At 55.6% G+C, this 20,106-nt stretch carries 18 protein-coding genes and 1 tRNA gene; 14 read left to right on the plus strand and 5 right to left on the minus strand.

From position 1 onward, the window contains the following. Nucleotides 1–9 precede the first annotated feature (9 nt). The 5 genes from GW579_RS05610 (at nt 10) to vapC (ending at nt 4,124) form a co-directional block, all read left to right on the plus strand. On the plus strand, nt 10–1,107 hold the full coding sequence (locus GW579_RS05610) for an enolase C-terminal domain-like protein (protein WP_165057991.1): 1,098 nt from the start codon (nt 10–12) through the stop codon (nt 1,105–1,107). Beyond that, entirely contained in the window at nt 1,104–2,294 is a 1,191-nt protein-coding gene (locus tag GW579_RS05615; RefSeq protein WP_235937316.1) for a M24 family metallopeptidase, read from the plus strand. Before GW579_RS05610 ends, GW579_RS05615 begins: the two co-directional genes overlap by 4 nt. Nucleotides 2,295–2,330: 36 nt before the next feature. Next, nucleotides 2,331–3,251, plus strand: coding sequence for a dihydrodipicolinate synthase family protein (locus GW579_RS05620; RefSeq protein ID WP_152326866.1), 921 nt, complete (start codon nt 2,331–2,333; stop codon nt 3,249–3,251). Between the two features lie 220 nt (nt 3,252–3,471). Further along, nucleotides 3,472–3,705 carry a type II toxin-antitoxin system VapB family antitoxin gene (gene vapB / locus GW579_RS05625; protein WP_152326865.1) on the plus strand — a complete coding sequence of 78 codons (234 nt, stop codon included), beginning with the start codon at nt 3,472–3,474 and terminating at the stop codon, nt 3,703–3,705. Next, nucleotides 3,705–4,124, plus strand: a complete 420-nt coding sequence (gene vapC / locus GW579_RS05630) for a type II toxin-antitoxin system tRNA(fMet)-specific endonuclease VapC (RefSeq protein WP_165057993.1) — start codon at nt 3,705–3,707, stop codon at nt 4,122–4,124. Before vapB ends, vapC begins: the two co-directional genes overlap by 1 nt. On the opposite strand, the gene GW579_RS05635 is transcribed toward vapC, so the two are convergent. Beyond that, on the minus strand, nt 4,110–5,312 hold the full coding sequence (locus GW579_RS05635) for a glutamine amidotransferase-related protein (protein ID WP_165057995.1): 1,203 nt from the start codon (nt 5,310–5,312) through the stop codon (nt 4,110–4,112). The genes vapC and GW579_RS05635 overlap by 15 nt on opposite strands. A 204-nt stretch (nt 5,313–5,516) precedes the next feature. Between GW579_RS05635 and GW579_RS05640 the strand changes: the two genes are divergently transcribed. The 4 genes from GW579_RS05640 (at nt 5,517) to GW579_RS05655 (ending at nt 9,410) form a co-directional block, all read left to right on the plus strand. After that, entirely contained in the window at nt 5,517–6,725 is a 1,209-nt protein-coding gene (locus GW579_RS05640; RefSeq protein ID WP_165057997.1) for a pyridoxal phosphate-dependent aminotransferase, read from the plus strand. Nucleotides 6,726–6,875: 150 nt separating this feature from the next. Then, nucleotides 6,876–6,951 (plus strand) — tRNA-Asn (locus GW579_RS05645). 308 nt (nt 6,952–7,259) lie between these two features. After that, a complete protein-coding gene (gene shiA / locus GW579_RS05650; RefSeq protein WP_165057999.1) occupies nt 7,260–8,579 on the plus strand; it encodes a shikimate transporter in 1,320 nt (439 codons plus the stop codon). Nucleotides 8,580–8,711: 132 nt separating this feature from the next. Beyond that, on the plus strand, nt 8,712–9,410 hold the full coding sequence (locus GW579_RS05655; protein WP_165058001.1) for an RluA family pseudouridine synthase: 699 nt from the start codon (nt 8,712–8,714) through the stop codon (nt 9,408–9,410). Nucleotides 9,411–9,416: 6 nt separating this feature from the next. On the opposite strand, the gene GW579_RS05660 is transcribed toward GW579_RS05655, so the two are convergent. The 4 genes from GW579_RS05660 to GW579_RS05675 form a co-directional block, all read right to left on the minus strand. Further along, nucleotides 9,417–9,956 carry a DUF2058 domain-containing protein gene (locus tag GW579_RS05660; RefSeq protein WP_165058002.1) on the minus strand — a complete coding sequence of 180 codons (540 nt, stop codon included), beginning with the start codon at nt 9,954–9,956 and terminating at the stop codon, nt 9,417–9,419. Between the two features lie 58 nt (nt 9,957–10,014). After that, nucleotides 10,015–11,943: a dihydroxyacetone kinase operon transcriptional regulator DhaR gene (gene dhaR, locus GW579_RS05665; protein WP_165058004.1), complete on the minus strand. Its 1,929-nt coding sequence runs from the start codon at nt 11,941–11,943 to the stop codon at nt 10,015–10,017. Nucleotides 11,944–12,056: 113 nt separating this feature from the next. Further along, nucleotides 12,057–13,154 carry a glycerol dehydrogenase gene (locus tag GW579_RS05670; protein WP_165058006.1) on the minus strand — a complete coding sequence of 366 codons (1,098 nt, stop codon included), beginning with the start codon at nt 13,152–13,154 and terminating at the stop codon, nt 12,057–12,059. Between the two features lie 183 nt (nt 13,155–13,337). Next, nucleotides 13,338–13,562: a hypothetical protein gene (locus GW579_RS05675; RefSeq protein WP_165058008.1), complete on the minus strand. Its 225-nt coding sequence runs from the start codon at nt 13,560–13,562 to the stop codon at nt 13,338–13,340. A gap of 182 nt (nt 13,563–13,744) precedes the next feature. Between GW579_RS05675 and dhaK the strand changes: the two genes are divergently transcribed. The 5 genes from dhaK to GW579_RS05700 all read left to right on the plus strand — a co-directional run bounded on the left by dhaK (nt 13,745) and on the right by GW579_RS05700 (nt 20,105). Then, complete coding sequence (dhaK, locus tag GW579_RS05680; protein ID WP_165058010.1) at nt 13,745–14,815, plus strand: dihydroxyacetone kinase subunit DhaK; 1,071 nt, start codon at nt 13,745–13,747, stop codon at nt 14,813–14,815. A 10-nt stretch (nt 14,816–14,825) separates the two neighbouring features. Further along, complete coding sequence (gene dhaL / locus GW579_RS05685) at nt 14,826–15,458, plus strand: dihydroxyacetone kinase subunit DhaL (RefSeq protein ID WP_152326854.1); 633 nt, start codon at nt 14,826–14,828, stop codon at nt 15,456–15,458. Nucleotides 15,459–15,468: 10 nt separating this feature from the next. Beyond that, entirely contained in the window at nt 15,469–16,908 is a 1,440-nt protein-coding gene (gene dhaM / locus GW579_RS05690; RefSeq protein ID WP_165058012.1) for a dihydroxyacetone kinase phosphoryl donor subunit DhaM, read from the plus strand. A 77-nt stretch (nt 16,909–16,985) separates the two neighbouring features. Next, on the plus strand, nt 16,986–18,560 hold the full coding sequence (locus tag GW579_RS05695) for an AMP nucleosidase (RefSeq protein ID WP_268959541.1): 1,575 nt from the start codon (nt 16,986–16,988) through the stop codon (nt 18,558–18,560). A 114-nt stretch (nt 18,561–18,674) separates the two neighbouring features. Next, nucleotides 18,675–20,105, plus strand: coding sequence for an EmmdR/YeeO family multidrug/toxin efflux MATE transporter (locus GW579_RS05700; protein ID WP_165058014.1), 1,431 nt, complete (start codon nt 18,675–18,677; stop codon nt 20,103–20,105). Nucleotide 20,106: the final 1 nt, after the last annotated feature.

The raw sequence follows: 20,106 nt of genomic DNA on the forward strand, positions 1-20,106 counted from the left end.
GAGCCGCCGGTGAAAGCCACTTTGTATCGCGCCGATTTACGCTATCCGCACCTGCAACTGCACACCGCGTCATCCGGCACCATTTCCGGGCTGGATACGTTGTATCTGTTGCTGGAGGAGAAGAATTTTAACGGCATCGGTGAAGTACGGATCAACATTGCTTATCTCAACGGCTACAACGCCGAACTGGTATTAAGTGATGTGATCCGCGCCCTGCGCCAGCTGGATCTCAGCCAGCCTGCCAGTACGTTATTGCTGAATCTTCCGGCGCTTTTAGCCGATTTTCTCGCGCCGACGCGAATGCTGATAGACATCGCGCTGCATGACCTGATTGCACGCCAGAACGGGCTCAGCGTGGCAGAACTGGCGGGCGCAGAAAATGCCGAAACGGTGAGTTATCACACCAACCAGACGCTGTTCTGGACGCCCATGGATGAAATGCTCGAACAGGCCACGGCCTATGTCGAACGGGGTTTTACGCAGCTGAAACTGCGCGTCGGCGTCGCATCCTTTGCCGGAGACGAAGCGCGGCTCAGCGCCCTGCGGCGGCGTTTCGGCCATGAAATCAGCTTATCGGCGGACGCTAACGGCCAGTGGCAGCCGGAAGAGGCGCGTAGTCATCTGCTGGCGCTGGCGAAATTCGAGATGAGCTACCTCGAACAGCCGGTTTCCGATGCCAATGCGCACTTTTATCCGGCACTGGCCGCCGCCAGCCCGGTGCCGCTGATGCTCGATGAAAGCATGAGCAGTGAGGCTGATTTAGAACGCATTTTGCAGCTCGAAGGCAAAATTATGGCGCATCTGAAACTGGTCAAAATGGGCGGCATTGCCCCCACGCTGGCGGCTGCCAAACGGCTGACCGCCGCCGGTGTGCCATTCATGATTGGTCAGATGAATGAGGGAGGCGCCGCGACCGCTGCGGCCCTGCACGTCGCCCGCGCCACCCAGCCGCGTTATGCCGAACTTTACGGTGCTGACGGGCTGGGCAACGACCCGGTTCACGGCCTTTCCTATCATCAGGGGATGCTCAGCAGCCCGTCCGGCGCAGGGCTGGGCATCAGCTTCACCCCTTCTCAGGCAGAATGTATTCAGGAGTTTGCACAATGAAAGCACAGTCAGTTTCCCTGCCAGACCTTGGCAGCGTCGTTCCCGGCGCGGAATCCGCGTTTCACGAAGAAGAGTATCAGCAGCGTATCGCGCGGGCGCGTCAGTTACTGGTGAATGCCGGTCTGGACGTCATGGTCATCACCGGCCCGGAAAACATCTTTTATCTGACCGGCCAGCAGACGCCGGGCTATTACACATTCCAGACGCTGGTGTTGCCGGTGGAAGGCGATCCGGTGTTTGTTATCCGCCAGCTGGAATATTTCAACTTCATCTCCAACACCTTTATCCGCGACGCGGCGATTTACACCGACGGCGATAATCCGGTGAATTTCCTGCTCGACGTGCTGAAAGCGCGTGGCTGGATGAAGAGCCGGATTGGCATCGACAAACGCGGCTGGTTCTTTCCCATTGCGGTTTATGAAGCCTTGCAGGCTGAGATCGGCACAATCCACGACGCCGCGGGCGTTATCGAACAGTTGCGTGCAGTGAAATCCGCCGCCGAGCTGGAAAAAATGGCGCATGCGGCCCGTTACGTTGACGCCGGAATGCTCGCCGGACGCGCCGCCATTGCCGCCGGAGCCACTGAAAACGATCTGGTTTCTGCCATGATAGGCGCGGCCATTGCCGCCGGTTCAGAATACATGGGCATGGAACCGCTGGTGTCCACCGGCCCGCGCACCGGCGTGCCGCACGGAACCTGGCGTCGCCGTAAAATCCTCGACAACGACCCGATTTTCCTCGAAATGGCCGCCACGCATGACCGCTATCACGCGGCTCTGATGCGTTCCGCCTGGCTCGGCAAACCGCCCGCGGTTGCACTGGAAATGGAAAAAGTGTGTCAGGAAGCATTGCAGGCCGCACTCGACGCGATCCGTCCGGGTGCTACCTGCGAAGCGCCGCATCTGGCCTGTCAGGCCGTGATTGACCGCGCCGGTTACACCGATAATTTCAAGAAACGCACCGGTTATTCCATCGGCATTTCGTTCGCACCTGACTGGGGCGAAGGCGCCATCCTCAGCCTCTATAGCGGCATCACCACCGAATTACAGCCGGGTATGACTTTCCACATTCCACCCGCACTGCGTATTTACGGCGAATTTACCGTGGGCGTCAGCGAAACAATTGTCGTGACCGAAACCGGTTATCGCGCGCTGGGTACGGTTGACCGCCCGTTGTATTTACTCTGATTTTGCCAACCGCTTCGTTTTACAGGAATTGAATAAATGAAAGACATCAGTGAAAGTCAGGCCCGCCTGAAAGGTATTTTTAACATTACCGTGACGCCGTTTTCCGCCAGCGGTGAGTTCGATTTTGCCGGATTATCGCGCAATATCGAACGCGTTATCGGGCTGGGTTATGACGGTATTTTGATCGGGGGCACCTACGGCGAATTCCCGGCGATGACCGCTGACGAACGCGCCACGTTGTTCCGCCACGTGATGGAAGTGGTCGGCGACCGCGTGCCGGTCATGCTGTGCAGCGCCGGTTCCGACGCCCGCGTGGTGCGCGATTTAACACAACTGGCGGGCGACCTTGGCGGCCTGCCGATGGTGACACCACCGTTTGTTTCTGAAGTCACCGATGCACAAATCATCCGCTTCTTCAGAGAGATGGCGCCGTTATCGCGCACCGGCATTCTGGTGTACAACGCGCCGGGCATTGGCATCACGTTGCCGCCAGTCGTTCTGGAACAACTGGCTGATATCGAAGGCGTTGTTGGCATCAAACAGGGCGATCTGAACCCGACGGCGATCGACCAGATTGCCAACCGGCTGGGCGGACGTCTGCGTCTGTTCTGCGCCTCAGACCTGGCGTTCTTAGGCCCGATGATGTGCGGTTTCGACGGCATCAGCACCACCAACAGCGGCGCATTGCCGGAAATTATTCTGGCGACTTATCGCGCGCTGGAAAGCGGCGATGCAAACACCGCCCGCGAACTTCACCGCCTGTGGTATCCGTACCGCGCACTCGCCCGACGTTACGGCCAGCCGCAACTGGTGAAAGCGGCCATGAACCTGCGCGGATTCGACGGCCACCACGTTCGCGCGCCGCTGATTGATCTGGAACCCGGGATCATCAGTCTGGTTGAGCAGGAATTGCAGCGTCTGGCGGCAGACCCGCGTTCCGGCGTCACGCTGAAGTAACCCCCGTTTTCCAGGGATCCCCGTAAATATTGCGGGGATTTTCTTTTGTTGCAGCCTTTTCCCCGAGCCATCGCGCAAAATCCAACATCCGCTGATTTCTTTCGTTGTCTTTCACACTCCGCGTATATACCTTTGCACTATATTTTTCAGGCGCGTAAACTTTAGCCAGAATTTGTCGGGCTATTTGTCGGGCTAAGGTCACGTAACTGGAGAAAGCACCATGTCAAAAGGGTCAGTATTTTTAAATAACCGGACGCAAAGCGTTCGTATTCCGGCAGAGTGCCGTTTTCCTGATGAGGTAAAGACTGTGACGATAAGAAAGGTAGGGAACTCGCTGGTACTCACACCGGCTGAAAGCACATGGGATAATTTCTTCCACAGCGACCTCAGCGTTTCCGCTGATTTTATGGAAGAACGCGGCTCTCAACACCAGACGGATCGGGATACGTTTTAATGCTGACTTACCTGCTGGATACCAATATTGTCATTTATATCCTGAAGCGGCGTCCGATGAGCGTGCTGGCGAAATTCAATCAGCACGCCGATCACATGGCGATCTCCATGGTAACCTATGCAGAGTTACTGCACGGCGTAGAGAAAAGCGCGAGCCCGCAAAAAAACAGGCAGGTCATCGAAGATTTCGTCTCCCATTTGCGCATTGTCGATTACGACCAGAAAGCCGCCGCGCATTACGGGCATATCCGCGCCATGCTTGAAAAAAGCGGCAGCCCGGTCGGCGTAAACGACATGCATATTGCCGCACAGGCCCGCAGCGCAGGCATGGTCATGGTGACCAACAACCTGAGAGAATTCTCACGCATCGACGGCCTGCTCATGGAGAACTGGGCCGGTCCGGTGTTAACTGCGCTTTAACGCCGCCGCTTTCAAAAACGCTGTCAGCAACGGGTGCGGTTTTATGCGCAGTGACGACAGCTCAGGATGCCCCTGAACGCCCAGATAAAAAGGGTGTCGCGGGAATTCAATGCCGTCAGCAATCTGCCCGGTAAGATCGGTCCCGCTGATGCGCAGCCCGTACGCTTCCAGCCCGGCTTTCAGCGCCGGCTCAAGATGGAAACGGTGGTTATAGCGCACGGTAAACGTCTCGCCCAGGATCTCGTGCAATTTGCTGCCGGGCTGCGTCAGCATCGTATGGTTGCCCAGCCGGTGAACCGGAAACGCCGGCGTATTGCTCAGCGGAACAAAGGTTTTGATCTCCGCGTCCGGGTCGGCTTCGGCAAGATTAGCCTGCAAAGAGCCGATCATCTTCTGCACGATGGCCGTGGTCATGGTTTGCATTCCGAGACATAACCCGAGGATCGGAATATTGCGGTTCAGCGCGTAATGCGCGGCACTGATTTGCCCGCTGACGTTACACATCGCCGCTCCGCCCGGCAACAAAATGCCGTCCACGTTTTCCATCATTTCATGGAGATGATCTTCCAGCGCCATGGGCGCGGCGTAAACGATATCCAGCGAAAGCGCGAGCGCATCTGCCGCATCACCCAGCGCCGCCAGCGTGGCCGGATAAACGCTGCACTGGTCAGACTGGGCGCCGACCAGGGCAATTCGTAATGTCGTGCGGGTTTGCGGTGGCGTATTTTTGCTTATCCAGCGCCCGTAGTTATCACGCCACCAGCAACCGAGAGATTCATCTTCCATACCGTGGCGGCTGAAGGCATAGCCCTGATTTGAACGCTCCACGTTGATCAGCTCATAATCGAACGCGCTTTCACGCACCTGCCGGGCAATCTGCGTGAACTGAATGAGCTGCATCGGCCCGAGCGGGATAATGACATCCTGCGTGCCATAGGTTTCAAGTAATTCGCCCAGCTCCATCACTTTACCGGCGCTCTGCGGATTGAGCCTCTCGGTCCATAACAACCCGCTGGTCATCAGTTGCCCTTCCCCGATGACGTGCTGGCAGGCATCGGGATACAACGCGACGTCCCAGCTCACCGGCAGATGCGCCAGCGGTAAATGTTTTTGTGCAGCCAGTATTGCCGCCATCGCCCCGTACAAAGAAGGCTCCGGTGTGTCATGCGCAACAAAAATAAAAGCCATAAGAGAACCTTGAAAAATAGAAGGAAAGTTCAGGCAACCCGCTGACCCCAGAGTCAGTATAGGGATTGCCGTACCATTTCCGCCGGCAAAAAAGCTGCTCTGTACGAATAAATTATGAGCAAAGCAAAAAGAAGAATGATAAGTTTAAATTGGTTTTAATGATTCACATAATACAATTTTGTTATTGTTCAAACAGGGGAAACAATGTCTGCTGACTTTCTAGCACCACGTTTACGTCGTGTGCGCCCTTCGCCGACGGCGGCGATTTCCGACCAGGTCCGCTCGCTGAGTGCGGCGGGCATGGATGTCATAAACCTCGGCGAAGGCGAGCTTGATTTCGATACGCCTGCACATATCAGGCAGGCAGGCATCGACGCGATTGTACAAGGTGACACAAAATACACGGCTGTCGCCGGTACTGCCGCGCTCAAACAGGCCATCATTACTAAGTTTAATCGCGAAAATCAGATAGGCTACCGCGCGGATGAAGTGATTGCGGGCAGTGGTGCCAAGCAGTTGATCTTCAATGCTCTTTTAGCCACAGTTTCTTCGGGCGATGAAGTCATCATTCCTGCGCCATACTGGGTGTCTTACCCGGATATGGTCGCGCTGGCAGAAGGCGAACCGGTCATTGTGCCCTGCCACGAGAAGCATGGCTGGAAATTGCAGCCGGAAGATCTGGCGGCCGCCATCACGCCGAAAACCCGTTGGGTGATCCTTAATTCCCCGAACAACCCGACCGGTGCGGTGTATTGCGCCGCAGAATTACACGCGCTGGCCGCCGTTTTGCTCGATCACCCGCACGTACTGGTGATGGCCGACGATATCTATGAGCAAATTTGTTTTGTGCCGGACATTTTTGCCACCCTGGCAGACGTTGAACCGCGCCTGAAAGGCCGAGTTCTGACCGTTAACGGCGTCTCCAAAGGTTACTCGATGACCGGCTGGCGTCTTGGGTACGCAGGTGGCCCCGCGTGGCTGATCTCGGCGATGCAAATTCTGCAATCTCAAAGCACCTCCAACCCGAGCTCAATTTCTCAGGCCGCGACGGTCGCCGCGCTGGAACAGGGCAGCGATTTCATCACCGGCTGGATAGAAATTCTGCAACGCCGCCGTACGATGATTATGAATTGCGTTAATGCCATCAGCGGGCTCAGCGCGGATACACCGCCGGGCGCTTTTTATGTCTTCGCAAACTGTCAGGGAATGCTAGGTAAAACAACGGCTTCGGGCGATATTCTCAGGACGGACGAAGATTTTGCGGCTTATCTCCTGAAATCCGCTCATGTTGCCACACTTCAGGGCTCCGCTTTTGGAGCGCCAGGCTATTTGCGCATCGCTTACGCTATTGACGATAGCCGCCTGCAGGAAGCCTGCGAACGGATCACCCGCGCCTGCGCGGAACTGCGTTAACCTTTAAAAGGCCTGTTTGCATGCAAAAACGGGCCTTTTTGACTCTATTCTCAACAACTTGCCTAAAGTATCATCAAACGCACGCATTTATGCAGTTTCCCCTTTGACATGCCCACGGCCAGTCGCTATTATTCGCCCCGTTCCAACGATTCCTCTGTAGTTCAGTCGGTAGAACGGCGGACTGTTAATCCGTATGTCACTGGTTCGAGTCCAGTCAGAGGAGCCAAATTAAAGACGCCCGCTTAAGGAAACTTAAGCGGGCGTCTTGCTTTTGTGTTTTCCCCGTTTTTCGGGCGGATCCGCACGCTCAGCATCATCGCTTATTGCCCTCCGCCGCCGGATAATTATCTGCGCATCCGCATTCCCTGAGTTAAATCTCCCTTTCAAACCTGCTGTTTTTGCAAAAGCGTTTTAACCTGACGGCTGTCCCTGTAGTCTCAACAGCGGCTGATTTTTGCTGTGCACGACGTATTACCTTTTTGCCTATTTTAATAACTAAAAATTTTAGAAATTTAAGGAACGGTCAGAACAACTATGGACTCCACGCTCATTACTCCCCGCCCCGATAAGGAGATACCTTCACTTAACCGCGCACGCCGCGCTGCCTGGGGCAGTTTTGCCGGGGCCGTGGTCGACTGGTTCGATTTTTTACTCTACGGCATTACCGCGGCACTGGTGTTTAACAGCGAATTCTTTCCGCAGGTCGACCCGACGACGGGCACGCTTGCGGCGTTTGCAACCTTTGGCGTGGGCTTTTTATTCCGCCCCCTCGGCGGCATTGTTTTCGGTCATTTCGGCGACCGCTTAGGCCGTAAACGCATGCTGATGATGACCGTCTGGATCATGGGCATCGCCACTGCGTGTATTGGTATTCTTCCGTCGTATTCTGCAATTGGCTGGTGGGCACCTGCTTTACTGGTCACGCTGCGCGCTATTCAGGGGTTTGCCGTGGGCGGTGAATGGGGCGGCGCCGCGCTGCTGGCCGTTGAAAGTGCGCCCTCCGGCAAGAAAGCTTTTTACAGCAGCGGGATCCAGATGGGATATGGCGTTGGCCTGTTGCTGTCTACCGGGCTGGTCTCACTTATCAGCAGCCTGACCACCAACGAGCAGTTCCTCAGCTGGGGCTGGCGTTTGCCTTTCCTGTTCAGCATTGTGCTGGTTCTGGGCGCGCTGTGGGTACGAAACGGTATGGAAGAGTCCGTCGAGTTCGAACGTGCTCTGGCAGAACAGCCGAAGCAGGCCAAAAAGCGTCTGCCGGTGTTCGAAGCCCTAATCAGCCACCCCGGCGCGTTTTTGAAAATCATTCTCCTGCGCCTGTGCGAACTGCTGACGATGTACATCGTCACCGCGTTTGCGCTTAACTATTCGACGCATAATCTGGGGATGTCACGCGAACTGTTTCTGAATATCGGGCTGCTGATCGGCGGTGTGAGCTGCCTGACCATCCCGATGTTCGCCTGGCTGGCCGATCGGTTCGGGCGACGCCGTATCTACATTACCGGCGCAATCGTCGGTGCGCTAAGCGCTTTCCCGTTCTTTATGGCACTGGAAGCGCGCTCAATTGTGGGCGTGGTGATCTTCTCGCTGCTGCTGGCGAATATCGCCCACGACATGGTGGTTTGCGTGCAACAGCCGATGTTTACGGAAATGTTTGGCGCCGGTTATCGCTACAGCGGTGCGGGCGTGGGGTATCAGGTTGCCAGCGTGGTGGGTGGCGGTTTCACGCCGTTTATTGCTGCCGCATTGCTGACGTTCTCCGGTGGTGAATGGCATTCTGTAGCTATTTATCTGATGGCAGGCTGCCTGCTTTCGGCACTGACGGCGATACTGATGAAGTCGCCAAAGCCGCACTGAATTTGAGATCGCATCTGAAAACGCCCGCTTAGAAAACCTGAGCGGGCGTTTTGCTTTGCATCGGATCAGCCGGGTCGTCAGCGGGCTGAAAATTGGTTATCATCCGCTCCCACTTTCCCTTCGGTTAGCCTGATGTCCGCGATTATCGATACTTTTGTTGCCCCGCCGTGTCATGACGAAATAGAGATCCTCTTTCAGGACGATCATCTGGCGCTGATCAATAAACCTGCCGGGTTGCTGAGTCTGTCGGGCAAAAACCCGCAAAACCTCGATTCCGTCCATCACCGGCTGGTCAGGATTTTCCCCGGCTGCACGCTGGTGCATCGTCTTGATTTCGGGACTTCCGGGCTGATGGTGATTGCGCGGAATAAGGCGATTAATGCCGCCCTTTGCCAGCAGTTCAGCCAGCGTACGGTCACGAAATTCTACGTCGCGCTGCTCTGCGGATATGTGGCGGACAATGAAGGGCTGATTGATGCGGCGATTGCTAAAGATCCGGCGCTGTTCCCGCTGATGTCAATTTGCGAAATCAGCGGAAAGCCCGCCCGCTCGCACTATCGGGTGCTTGAGCGCTTTGAGCAAAAACGGGAAGACGGAACGTTACTGCCGCTGACGCGGGTGCAGCTGACCCCGGAAACCGGGCGAACCCATCAGCTGCGCATCCACTGCCAGCAACTGGGCCACCCTATTTTAGGCTGCGACCTGTATGGCGGCCTTCTGCTGCCCGGCACCGAAAAGACACCGCGCTTAATGCTGCACGCGAGTGAACTGAATTTTGTTCACCCGGTCAGCGGAAAACCGGTCAGCGCGCGGTGTAACAGCCCGTTCTGAAGCTGATTACCACATCAGATCATCAGGCACTTTGAAATCAGCGTACGGATCTTCTTCGTCCTGCTCTTCCTGGCTCAGCGTGCTGTTTAAGACGATGCTGCTGGCGTCACGCTGTGCAATTTTATCCGCGACGCTGGCGGGGATAATCGCGTACTGGCTCTCACCATTGCTCTCCGTGACCAGACGCGCAATCGCCAGACGGCCGCTGATCAGCTGAGCCTGCGTTGTCTTATCGACAAAAACCTTTTTAATCAGATTATTATCGGTGAAGTTAAAGCCGATATCGCCTTTAGAAATGTCGATACGGTTCATCTCAATCAGCTGTTTCACCTGCGCTTTATGTTCTTTCGACAAAGCCGCTTGTTTTTGCTGTTCGTTAAGCTGCTTGTCACGCTCAAGCTGGGCTTTTTTGTTTTCTTCCACAGCCGCTCTGGCCTCACGCGACTGAACGCGTGACTTTTTGGCCGTTCTCTGGACTTTATCCATTTTCTTGGAGGTTACCAGTCCCGCTTTCAGCAGCTGCTCTTGTAAGGTGAGTTTTGTCATCTTCGTTTCTAAATCCGTTGAATAATTTCCTGGATTATACCTGCAAATTTAGCCGCAATCAGTTCGAATGACTGCGTTTAAACTGGCTGGCATCGATCTCGTATTGCTTCATTTTCCGCCATAACGTGGTTCGCCCGATGTTTAAAAGCTGAGACATTTCCCGGACACGGCCGCTGGTGACGCGGGCGGCGTGGATAATGGCCTCTTTCTCGATGGAAGAAAACGTGAGGCTGGCTGGCATCAGCGTGGACGGATTCTCGCCCGCCGGACGTTCAGAAAATAAGTATTCCGGCAGATGACTCAGGCGGATACGGCCATTTTCACTGCTGATAGCGATATTTTCGATAACGCTGTTAAGCTCAAAATCATTGCCCGGCCAGGAGTACGCCACCAGCTGTGCCAGCGCGTCGTCATCAACTTTCAGTTTCGACGTAAAGCGTTTTTCAAGGCTGTGCAGCCGGTTATGTACCAGCGACGGAATGCTGCTGCGCCTCGCCCGCAGCGGCGGGATGACAATCTCAAAAGAATGCAGCGCGTAATAAAGCTGACGGCTGAAGCGGTTTTGTTCGACCAGCGCGGAAAGATCCACCGTCGTCGTGGCAATCACTTTGACGTTCACCGGGATCAGCCGCCGCGCGTCCAGCCGCGTCAGGACACCCTGCTTGATCACCTGCAACAAACCCGACTGTAACTCCGGCGCCAGATACTCAATTTTTTCCAGAAATAACGTGCCGCCGTTGGCCAGTTCCAGACGGCTGAGCCGCCCTTTAGCATCATCGGTGGGCGCATTGCCCATGAAATCCTGCCCCAGCGCGCTGTCGGCATAAAGCTGACAGTTCACCGCAATATACGGGCCGCCGGCGCATTCGCTTTCATTGTGAATGGCCTGACTGAGCAGCTCTTTGCCCACGCCCTCTTCCCCGCATAACAGCACCGGAAAACTGCCCCGCGCTGCCTGCCGCCCGAAATGAATTAACCGGCGCGATTCCTGATCGTCGGCGGACATCTGCTCAAACGTGTAGCTGACTTTGCCGAGCTGGCTGGTCATCAGCTGACGCATCTGTTCCACAGGATGCAGCAGCATAATAAAGCTGATGCCCTGCTCTTCAACGATCGGTTTAAGGGTAATCACGGCGTCGATAAACTGATGCTGGCTCTCGAACGTCACTTCGGTGTGGTTAAGCCCGCGTGCGTGTTTGATGGCGCGGCGCAACAACGCGGGCAGCGTCACCAGCTCGCTGAGATTTTTCCCCTGGCTGACCTGCGCATCCAGATGCAAAAGCGTCGCGGCCTGAACATTCAGAAACTGCAAAACGCCCTGCTCGTTCCACGCCATTACTCCATCGTCCATGCTTTCCAGCAGACCGTACATCTGATTAAGATGCCGGTTGGATTCCGCCAGCAGGCTGTCGGTGATGAGTGAATTGCCTACTTCGCGCGCGACCGCCAGCGTCAGGGACAAATCAGACGACGCCTGCTGCTCATTCAGGCAGCAAAGGGAAATCGAACCCGAAAGCCGCCCGTGGTTATCAAACACCGGCGTGGTACTGAACGACCACGGGTGAAGCGCCTGTTTAAAATGCTGAGCGCCATGGGTTCTGACCGGCTGCCCGAGCAGCGCCGCCAGCGATAACGCGCAGCTTCCGATAATACTTTCGGCACAATAACTGCCTGCCAGAAAGCCTAAACCGGCCAGCTGCGCCAGCGTGTATGGGTCACCGCAGCAGCAGAGAATACAGGCCGATTCATCCAGAATCAGCAGCGCGCAGGGCCGGTTGTTCATGTATTCCCAGGCATCTTCCAGCGCTGCCTGGCCGATAGTCAGCAGCGTAGTTTTGCGACGGCAAATCGATTCAAACGTCAGCCCCTGCGCCTGATGCGGCGGCTGCCAGGTTTCGCGCTGCATAAACCGGTCGCAGCGTTGCCATGACCGCGCGATAAGCGAAGAGACTTCTTCTTTTTCCACATCCTGTTCCCGGCTTGTCATAACCTTTTCCGTTTTATGTGTCATAAAAAACCCCTCTGATGCGCATTTATCGCCGAGTCAGAGGGGAAACGTTATGCCGCAGATGAACGGTCAGATCAGTTATTCGCGGCGATTCAGCGCGCCAGCCACTGTTGCCCCAGTTTATCTGCGGTCACGATAGCGGCGTAAACGCTGTCCGGCGAAACCGGGAAAGGCATGTTGTGAATGGTTTCCCCTTCCGCACAGGTCGCCTGCGCCACCGCCATAATCTTCGCTTCAATCCCCTCTTTCACGCCCATTTCGCCCAGCGTCACCGGTAACCCGACCTTGTGGCAAAAACCGAGAACGGTTTCGATTTCGTCCATCGGACTGTTTTGCAGCACCAGTTGCGACAATGTGCCAAACGCCACTTTTTCGCCGTGATAAAGATGATGGCACTCTTCCAGAATTGTGAATCCGTTGTGGATTGCGTGCGCCGCTGCCAGCCCGCTGCTTTCAAAACCGATGCCACTAAGATAGGTATTGGCTTCAACAATGCGTTCCAGCGCCTCAGTGACAACATCAGCATCGCAGGCCAGCCGGGCTTTTTCGCCTTCCGCCAGCAGCGTATCGAAGCACAAACGCGCCAGGCTGAGCGCCGCCACCGTGGATTGGCCGCCCGCCATGCTGGTGGCGCGGGAGTCGTAACAGGCTTTGGCTTCAAACCAGGTCGACAGCGCATCGCCCATTCCGGCGACCAGCAAACGCACCGGCGCTTTCGCGATAATCGTGGTATCCATCACCACCATGTCGGGGTTTTTCGGGTAAACCAGATACTCTTCAAACTCACCCGCTTCGGTGTAAATCACGGACAGTGCGCTGGTCGGCGCATCCGTTGACGCAATCGTCGGCACAACAATCACCGGCAATTTCTGGTAATAGCCGATGGCTTTTGCCGTATCCAGCGTTTTGCCGCCGCCGATACCGACCACACCCTGACATCCCTTTTGTTTCAGGATGGCAATCAGGCGCTTAATTTCGGCGTGGCTGCATTCACCTTTAAAGCGTTCCGCGTGGCTGCTGACGCCGTAATCGTGCAGGCCGTTAATCACTTTGTCCCCGGCGAGCTTCATCACGAAGTCGTCAGCAATCACGAAATAGCTCTCCGCCAGATTTTTAGCGTATTGCCCGAATGACGCAGACGCGTCAGCGCCCTGAAGATATTTGGCCGGAGATTGAATTACTTTCAGCATTGTTTTCGCCCTCAGATAGTCCATGTTTGCAGAATGTCGCCGGTTTACGTTCCGCTCTGCTTTCAATAACCTGCGGCGCGAAATGTTGTCCCGACGTGATGCAATCACTCTAGGACTCGCGAAGCACAAATAAATCTTTCGCGTTTATGTTCTGATTTGAAACCTTGTGAAAAACAACGCGTTTCATAATGAAACGTAAAGCCATAAAAACAGTGCGGATTGCGATCGCTGTCTGCCGTTTTCTTCAAAATCATTCACCACAGCAAAACAACTAAACAGCCTGTCGTGCTGAGAATCGCAGTGCAGGCGCAAAAAACTGTCTGTCGGGGTTCTATCTTTGCCGTGAATGGCCGTCAGAAAATAGCGCTGTGTCCCAGTTTCGGTTTTTTCCTTTCCAAAACGTTCCATTTAGAAACAAAAACCTCTGATTCATGTTCCGTATTGGAACTCATTTTTCCGAAATTCTTTTTGCCGCTAACTCATCCAGAATCACTCTACCGGCCAGGTGACAATGACCGGTAACCCTACGCACGATGACTGCCACCGCCTATAAGGGGCAGCTTCAGATAACCTCCGACGGAGTACGAATAATGAAAAAGCTCATTAACCGTGTAGAAGATGTGCTGAGTGAACAATTGAACGGGCTGGCAAAGGCCCACCCGGAACTGACACTTCACCAGGATCCTGTTTATGTCACCCGCGCCGATGCGCCCGTGGCCGGAAAAGTGGCGTTGCTCTCCGGTGGCGGCAGCGGTCACGAACCGATGCACTGCGGTTTTATCGGCCACGGAATGTTGTCTGGCGCCTGCCCCGGTGAAATCTTCACCTCGCCGACGCCGGACAAAATGTTCGAATGCGCCATGCATATCGACGGCGGCGAAGGCGTTCTGCTGATCATCAAAAACTACACCGGCGACATTCTTAATTTCGAAACTGCCACTGAACTGCTGCACGAAAGCGGCGTAAAAGTCTCCACTGTGGTGGTGGATGATGATGTCGCGGTAAAAGACAGCCTGTACACCGCCGGACGCCGCGGCGTAGCCAATACCGTGCTTATCGAGAAACTGGTGGGTGCCGCTGCTGAACGCGGTGATTCGCTGGAGGCCTGCGCCGTACTGGGTCGAAAACTCAATAACCTCGGTCATTCCATTGGCATCGCACTCGGTGCCTGCACCGTGCCTGCCGCCGGACAACCCTCTTTCACGCTCAAAGATGACGAAATGGAATTCGGCGTCGGTATTCACGGCGAACCGGGCATCGACCGCCGCCGCTTCAGTTCGCTCGATCAGACCGTGGATGAAATGTTCGACACGCTGCTGGAAAACGGCACTTACAGCCGCACGCTGCGCCAGTGGGATACCGCGCAAGGCAGCTGGCAGGATGTCCAGCAAGGTAAACAGGCGCTGGGCAACGGAGACCGCGTGATTGCGCTGGTCAATAATCTGGGTGCGACCCCACTGTCTGAACTTTATGGTGTTTATAACCGCCTCGAACAACGCTGCCAGCAAACCGGTATCACCATCGAACGCAACCTGGTTGGTGCGTACTGCACGTCTCTGGATATGGCAGGATTTTCCATCACGCTGCTGAAAGTCGATAACGACACGCTCGCATTATGGGATGCGCCGGTGCATACCCCCGGCCTGAACTGGGGAAAATAAGGAGCAACACATGTCACTGAACAGAACGCAAATCGTCAACTGGCTCTACCGCTGCGGGGATATTTTCACCAAGGAAAGTGACTTTCTGACCGGGCTGGATAAGGAAATAGGCGACGCCGATCACGGCCTGAACATGCACCGGGGGTTCAGCAAAGTGGTAGAAAAACTGCCGTCTATTGCCGACAAAGACATTGGTTTTATTCTCAAAAACACCGGCATGACGCTGCTGTCCAACGTCGGCGGTGCCAGCGGCCCGCTGCTCGGGACGTTCTTTATCCGCGCCGCGACGGTAACGCAGGCGCACCAAAGCCTGACGCTGGAAGAACTGTGCGAGATGATCCGCGAAGGTGCAGAAGGCGTCATCAGCCGCGGCAAGGCCGAGCCCGGCGATAAAACCATGTGCGACGTCTGGCTGCCGGTGGTCGATTCACTGCGTCAGTCAAGCGGGCAGCATTTGTCTGTCAGCGCCGCGCTGGATGCGGCCAGTGAACGGGCCGAAGCCGCCGCGCATGCCACCATCACCATGCAGGCGCGCAAAGGTCGCGCCAGCTATCTGGGCGAGCGCAGCATCGGCCATCAGGATCCGGGTGCCACCTCGGTGATGTTCATGATTCAGATGCTGGCAGCGGCAGCCAAAGAGTAAGGAAAACGCGATGGTAAACCTGGTGATCGTTTCTCATAGTGCCCAACTGGGCAATGGCGTTGGAGAACTGGCGCGGCAGATGTTATCGGGCGATGGCTGCAAACTGGCCATCGCTGCGGGCATTGACGATGTGGATAATCCGATTGGCACGGACCCGATCAAGGTGATGGAAGCCATTGAGTCCGTCGCCGATACCGATCATGTGCTGGTGATGATGGACATTGGCAGCGCGCTGCTCAGTGCAGAAACTGCACTGGATTTACTCGATCCGGCAATTGCCGCCAAAGTCCGGCTGTGCGCAGCACCGCTGGTCGAAGGAACCCTGGCCGCCACGGTCAGCGCGGCGGCCGGTGCCGGTATCGACAAAGTGATTAACGACGCGATGAACGCCCTGGAGGCAAAACGCGTACAACTGGGTTTACCGCCGCACACACCGTCATCGCCGGTGGTGGCCTCTTTTGCCGATGATCGTGACGTGCGGTCGGCGTCGGTGATGATCAGAAATCCTAACGGTTTGCATGTGCGCCCTGCCTCGCGTCTGGTAGCCGCGCTTTCCGGCTTTGATGCCGAACTGGTTCTGGAGAAAGACGGAAAACGGGCAACACCGGACAACATCAACCAGATTGCCCTGTTGCAGGTGCGTTGCAATGACCCGCTGACTTTGCTGGCACGCGGACCCCAGGCAGACGCTGCGCTGGCCGCATTTACCGCGCTGGCAGCCGAAGATTTTGGCGAAAGCGCGGAGATCGCGAAAGCAGAAAACCCTGCGCCTGCACCTCTTCTTACCCGCGTGGAGGGCAGCGCCGTGTTGTGGGATTTACCGCATCAGCTTCCCGGCCTGCAACCCTGCACGGACGTCTTGCAGGAACAGCGCAATTTAATGCGCGCCATCGAACTGACGCTGGATGACCTGAACGTGCTCACCGTCATGGCCGAAGAAAAATACTCCGCCGATATTGCCGCCATATTTTCCGGCCATCACATGCTGCTCGATGATGCAGATTTGTATGAAGAAGCGTGCCGGATCATCAGCGAGAAATATTGCAGCGCCTCGTGGGCGTGGGATTCGGTCATGACCGGCCTGAGTAAACAATACCGACAGCTCAACGACAGCTATTTACAGGCGCGTTATATCGATATCGAAGATTTGCGAAACCGCACGCTGGCGCATCTGGCAGGCAAATCCGTCGCGCAACCGGCCATCAGCTGGCCTGCGATTCTTATCGCCGACGACATTTTCCCTTCAACGGTTTTGCAGCTCGATGCGCAGCAGATAAAAGGCATTTGCCTGCGCGCGGGAAGCGATGTTTCCCACAGCGCAATTATTGCCCGCGAGGCCGGTATCGCGTTTCTCTGCCAGCAATATGACGCACTGAAAAATATTATTCCCGGCGACGGGCTGACGCTCGACATGGCGCAAAAACGCGTGATCCGCCCGCAGGCCGGGTAAACACCGCCGAAAACTTTGCATCTTGCCCGCCGGGAAACTGGCGGGCTTCTCCGGTTCAGATTCTGACGTTTCCTTTCATGCTCACTTCATACGCTCATAAAATCATCATCCGGCCACCGCGCTCCAATAAAACATTGGCGGCTCCGGCCAGACAAGCCATATTTAGAAAGAATGATGATGAACGAAGCACAAAGGAAAAACGTATGGATAACAAATCCCTCACCTCCGCACAGGCGATTGATAAGCTCGAGGAGATGTACAACAACTCCGTTGCCGCCCTGCGGGATGCGATTAAAGATTTCATCGTTCAGGGTAAGCTGCCGGATGTTGCGGCCAGAGCTGCCGGGCTGTTTGTTTACCCGGAATTACGCGTCAGCTGGGATGGCGTCACGCCCGCGAAAAACCCGACCCGCGCCTATGGACGTTTTTCACATCCCGGGCGCTATGCCAATACCATCACCCATCCCGAACTGTTTCGCGATTACCTGCTGGAACAGCTTTCCCTGCTCGAAGAAGAATATGACGCGCTGATTGAAGTCGTGCCGTCACAACAGGAAATCCCCTATTCCTACGTGATCGACGGTTCAGATTTGATGCTGGATCGCTCAATGAGTGCGGGGCTGGCAAAACATTTCCCGACCACCGAACTTTCGCAGATTGGCGATGAAACCGCGGACGGCCTGCAATATCCCGGCGATACTTTCCCGCTTTCGCATTTTAATGCGCTGCGCGCCGACTTCTCGCTGGCTCGTCTGCGCCATTACACGGGCACGCTGATCGAGCATTTCCAGCCTTATGTGTTGTTCACCAACTACACCCGTTATGTCGATGAGTTCGTGAGCTGGGCGTGCGCGCAAATCGCCGACCCTGAAAGCCCGTATGAAGCGCTGGCTTGCGCAGGCAGCGTATTTATCACCGCTGAGACGCAAAATCCGGAGCAAGCCGTTTCTGATCTGGCGTGGAAAAAACACCAGATGCCCGCCTATCACCTGATTGCCCGCGACGGTGCAGGCATTACGCTGGTCAATATTGGCGTTGGCCCGGCGAATGCAAAAACCATCTGCGACCACCTTGCCGTGCTGCGTCCGCACGTCTGGCTGATGATTGGTCACTGCGGCGGGCTGCGCGAAACGCAGTCTATCGGCGACTACGTGCTGGCACACGCTTATTTGCGTGACGACCATGTTCTCGACGCCGTGTTACCGCCGGACATTCCGATCCCAAGCATCGCCGAAGTGCAGCGCGCGCTGTATGACGCCACAAAAATGATGAGCGGCATGCCGGGCGAAGAAGTCAAACAACGTCTGCGTACCGGCACCGTGGTGACGACCGACGACCGGAACTGGGAACTGCGTTATGCGGCGTCTGCGCTGCGGTTTAACCTCAGCCGCGCCGTGGCCGTTGATATGGAAAGCGCCACCATTGCCGCGCAAGGCTACCGCTTCCGTGTGCCATACGGTACGTTGTTGTGCGTTTCTGATAAGCCTTTGCACGGCGAAATCAAGCTGCCGGGACAGGCTAATAAATTTTACGAAGGCGCTATCTCGGAACATCTGCAAATCGGCATCTGCGCCATCGACCTGCTGCGCGCCGAGGGCGATCATCTGCATTCACGCAAATTACGTACCTTTAACGAACCGCCTTTCCGTTAATTCTTTTTTAACAATTTAATTAGAGCTTTGGATGAAAAAGACTTTGCATAATGCGAAGTCTTTTACCATCATAAATTAAAACGCTGTTCTACTTTCTGCCACCCTGGAATTCTCTTGCAAAACGTCATCGTCTCTTTGCGCAAAGCCATCGAGCGCACGCCCTGGTATCCGAAACGGCGTTCATACCGTACGTTGTTCTGGCGTGAAATAACGCCCCTCGCAGTACCAATTTTCTTTGAGAATGCCTGCGTTCTGTTAATGGGCGTGTTGAGCACGTTCCTCGTCAGCTGGCTGGGCAAAGAAGCGATGGCCGGTGTCGGGCTGGCCGACAGTTTTAACATGGTGGTCATCTCTTTCTTCGCCGCGGTCGATCTGGGAACCACCGTTGTCGTTGCATTCAGCCTGGGCAAACTTGACCACGAACGCGCCCGCGCGGCCGCCCGCCAGTCACTGGCGATCATGACCGTTTTCGCCGTGCTTCTGGCGGTGCTGCTTCAGTTTTCCGGGCATGTCATTATCGACATGATTGCCGGTAACGCTGAACCTGAAGTGAAAGAAATGGCACTTTCTTATCTTCAGATGAGCAGCTGGAGTTATCCGGCCGCTGCCATTGCGCTGATCGGTTCCGGTGCCCTGCGCGGTGCCGGTAATACCAAGATCCCGATGCTGCTCAACGGCGGCATGAACATCCTCAATCTGGTCATCAGCAGCGTGCTCATTTACGGCTGCTTCGGCTGGCAGGGTTTCGGCTTTATCGGTGCCGGTCTGGGGCTGACGATTTCCCGTTATATCGGTGCCGTGGCGGTCATTTTTGTCCTGATGATCGGCTTTAACCCGTCGCTGAAAATCTCCCTCAAAAGTTACTTTCTGCCACTCAATACCAACATTCTGCGCGAAGTGCTGGGCATCGGTATTCCGGCCAGTATTGAATCCGTACTGTTCAACGGCGGCAAATTACTGACGCAGGTGTTTGTGGCGGGCATGGGCACCAACGTGATTGCCGGTAACTTCATCGCCTTCTCGATTGCCGCCCTGATTAACCTGCCGGGGAACGCCTTAGGGTCGGCCTCAACGATTATTGTCGGCACCCGTCTGGGCAAAGGGCAAATCGCCCAGTCCGAACGCCAGCTGCGGCATATTTTCTGGCTATCGACTTTCGGGCTTTGCGTGCTGGCCTTTATGTCTGTGCCGTTCGCCGGGCTTCTGGCGCGGTTCTACACCAATGAACAGGACGTTATCGACGTCGTAAAAATCCTGATCTGGCTGAACGCCGCCTTTATGCCATTCTGGGCCGCCTCCTGGGTGTTGCCTGCCGGGCTGAAAGGCGCGCGCGATGCCCGTTTCACCATGTACGTTTCCATGGTAGGCATGTGGGGCTGTCGCATCGTAGTGGGCTACTTCCTCGGTATCGTGCTTAATTTCGGCGTCGTGGGTATCTGGCTCGGGATGTTCCTCGACTGGATCGTACGCGGTATCTTTTTCTACTGGCGTATGGCGAGCGGCCGCTGGTTGTGGAAATACCCGAGAGAGAAAAAAACGCAATAAA

The sequence above is a fragment of the Rahnella contaminans genome (assembly GCF_011065485.1).
Lineage (GTDB): Bacteria > Pseudomonadota > Gammaproteobacteria > Enterobacterales > Enterobacteriaceae > Rahnella > Rahnella contaminans.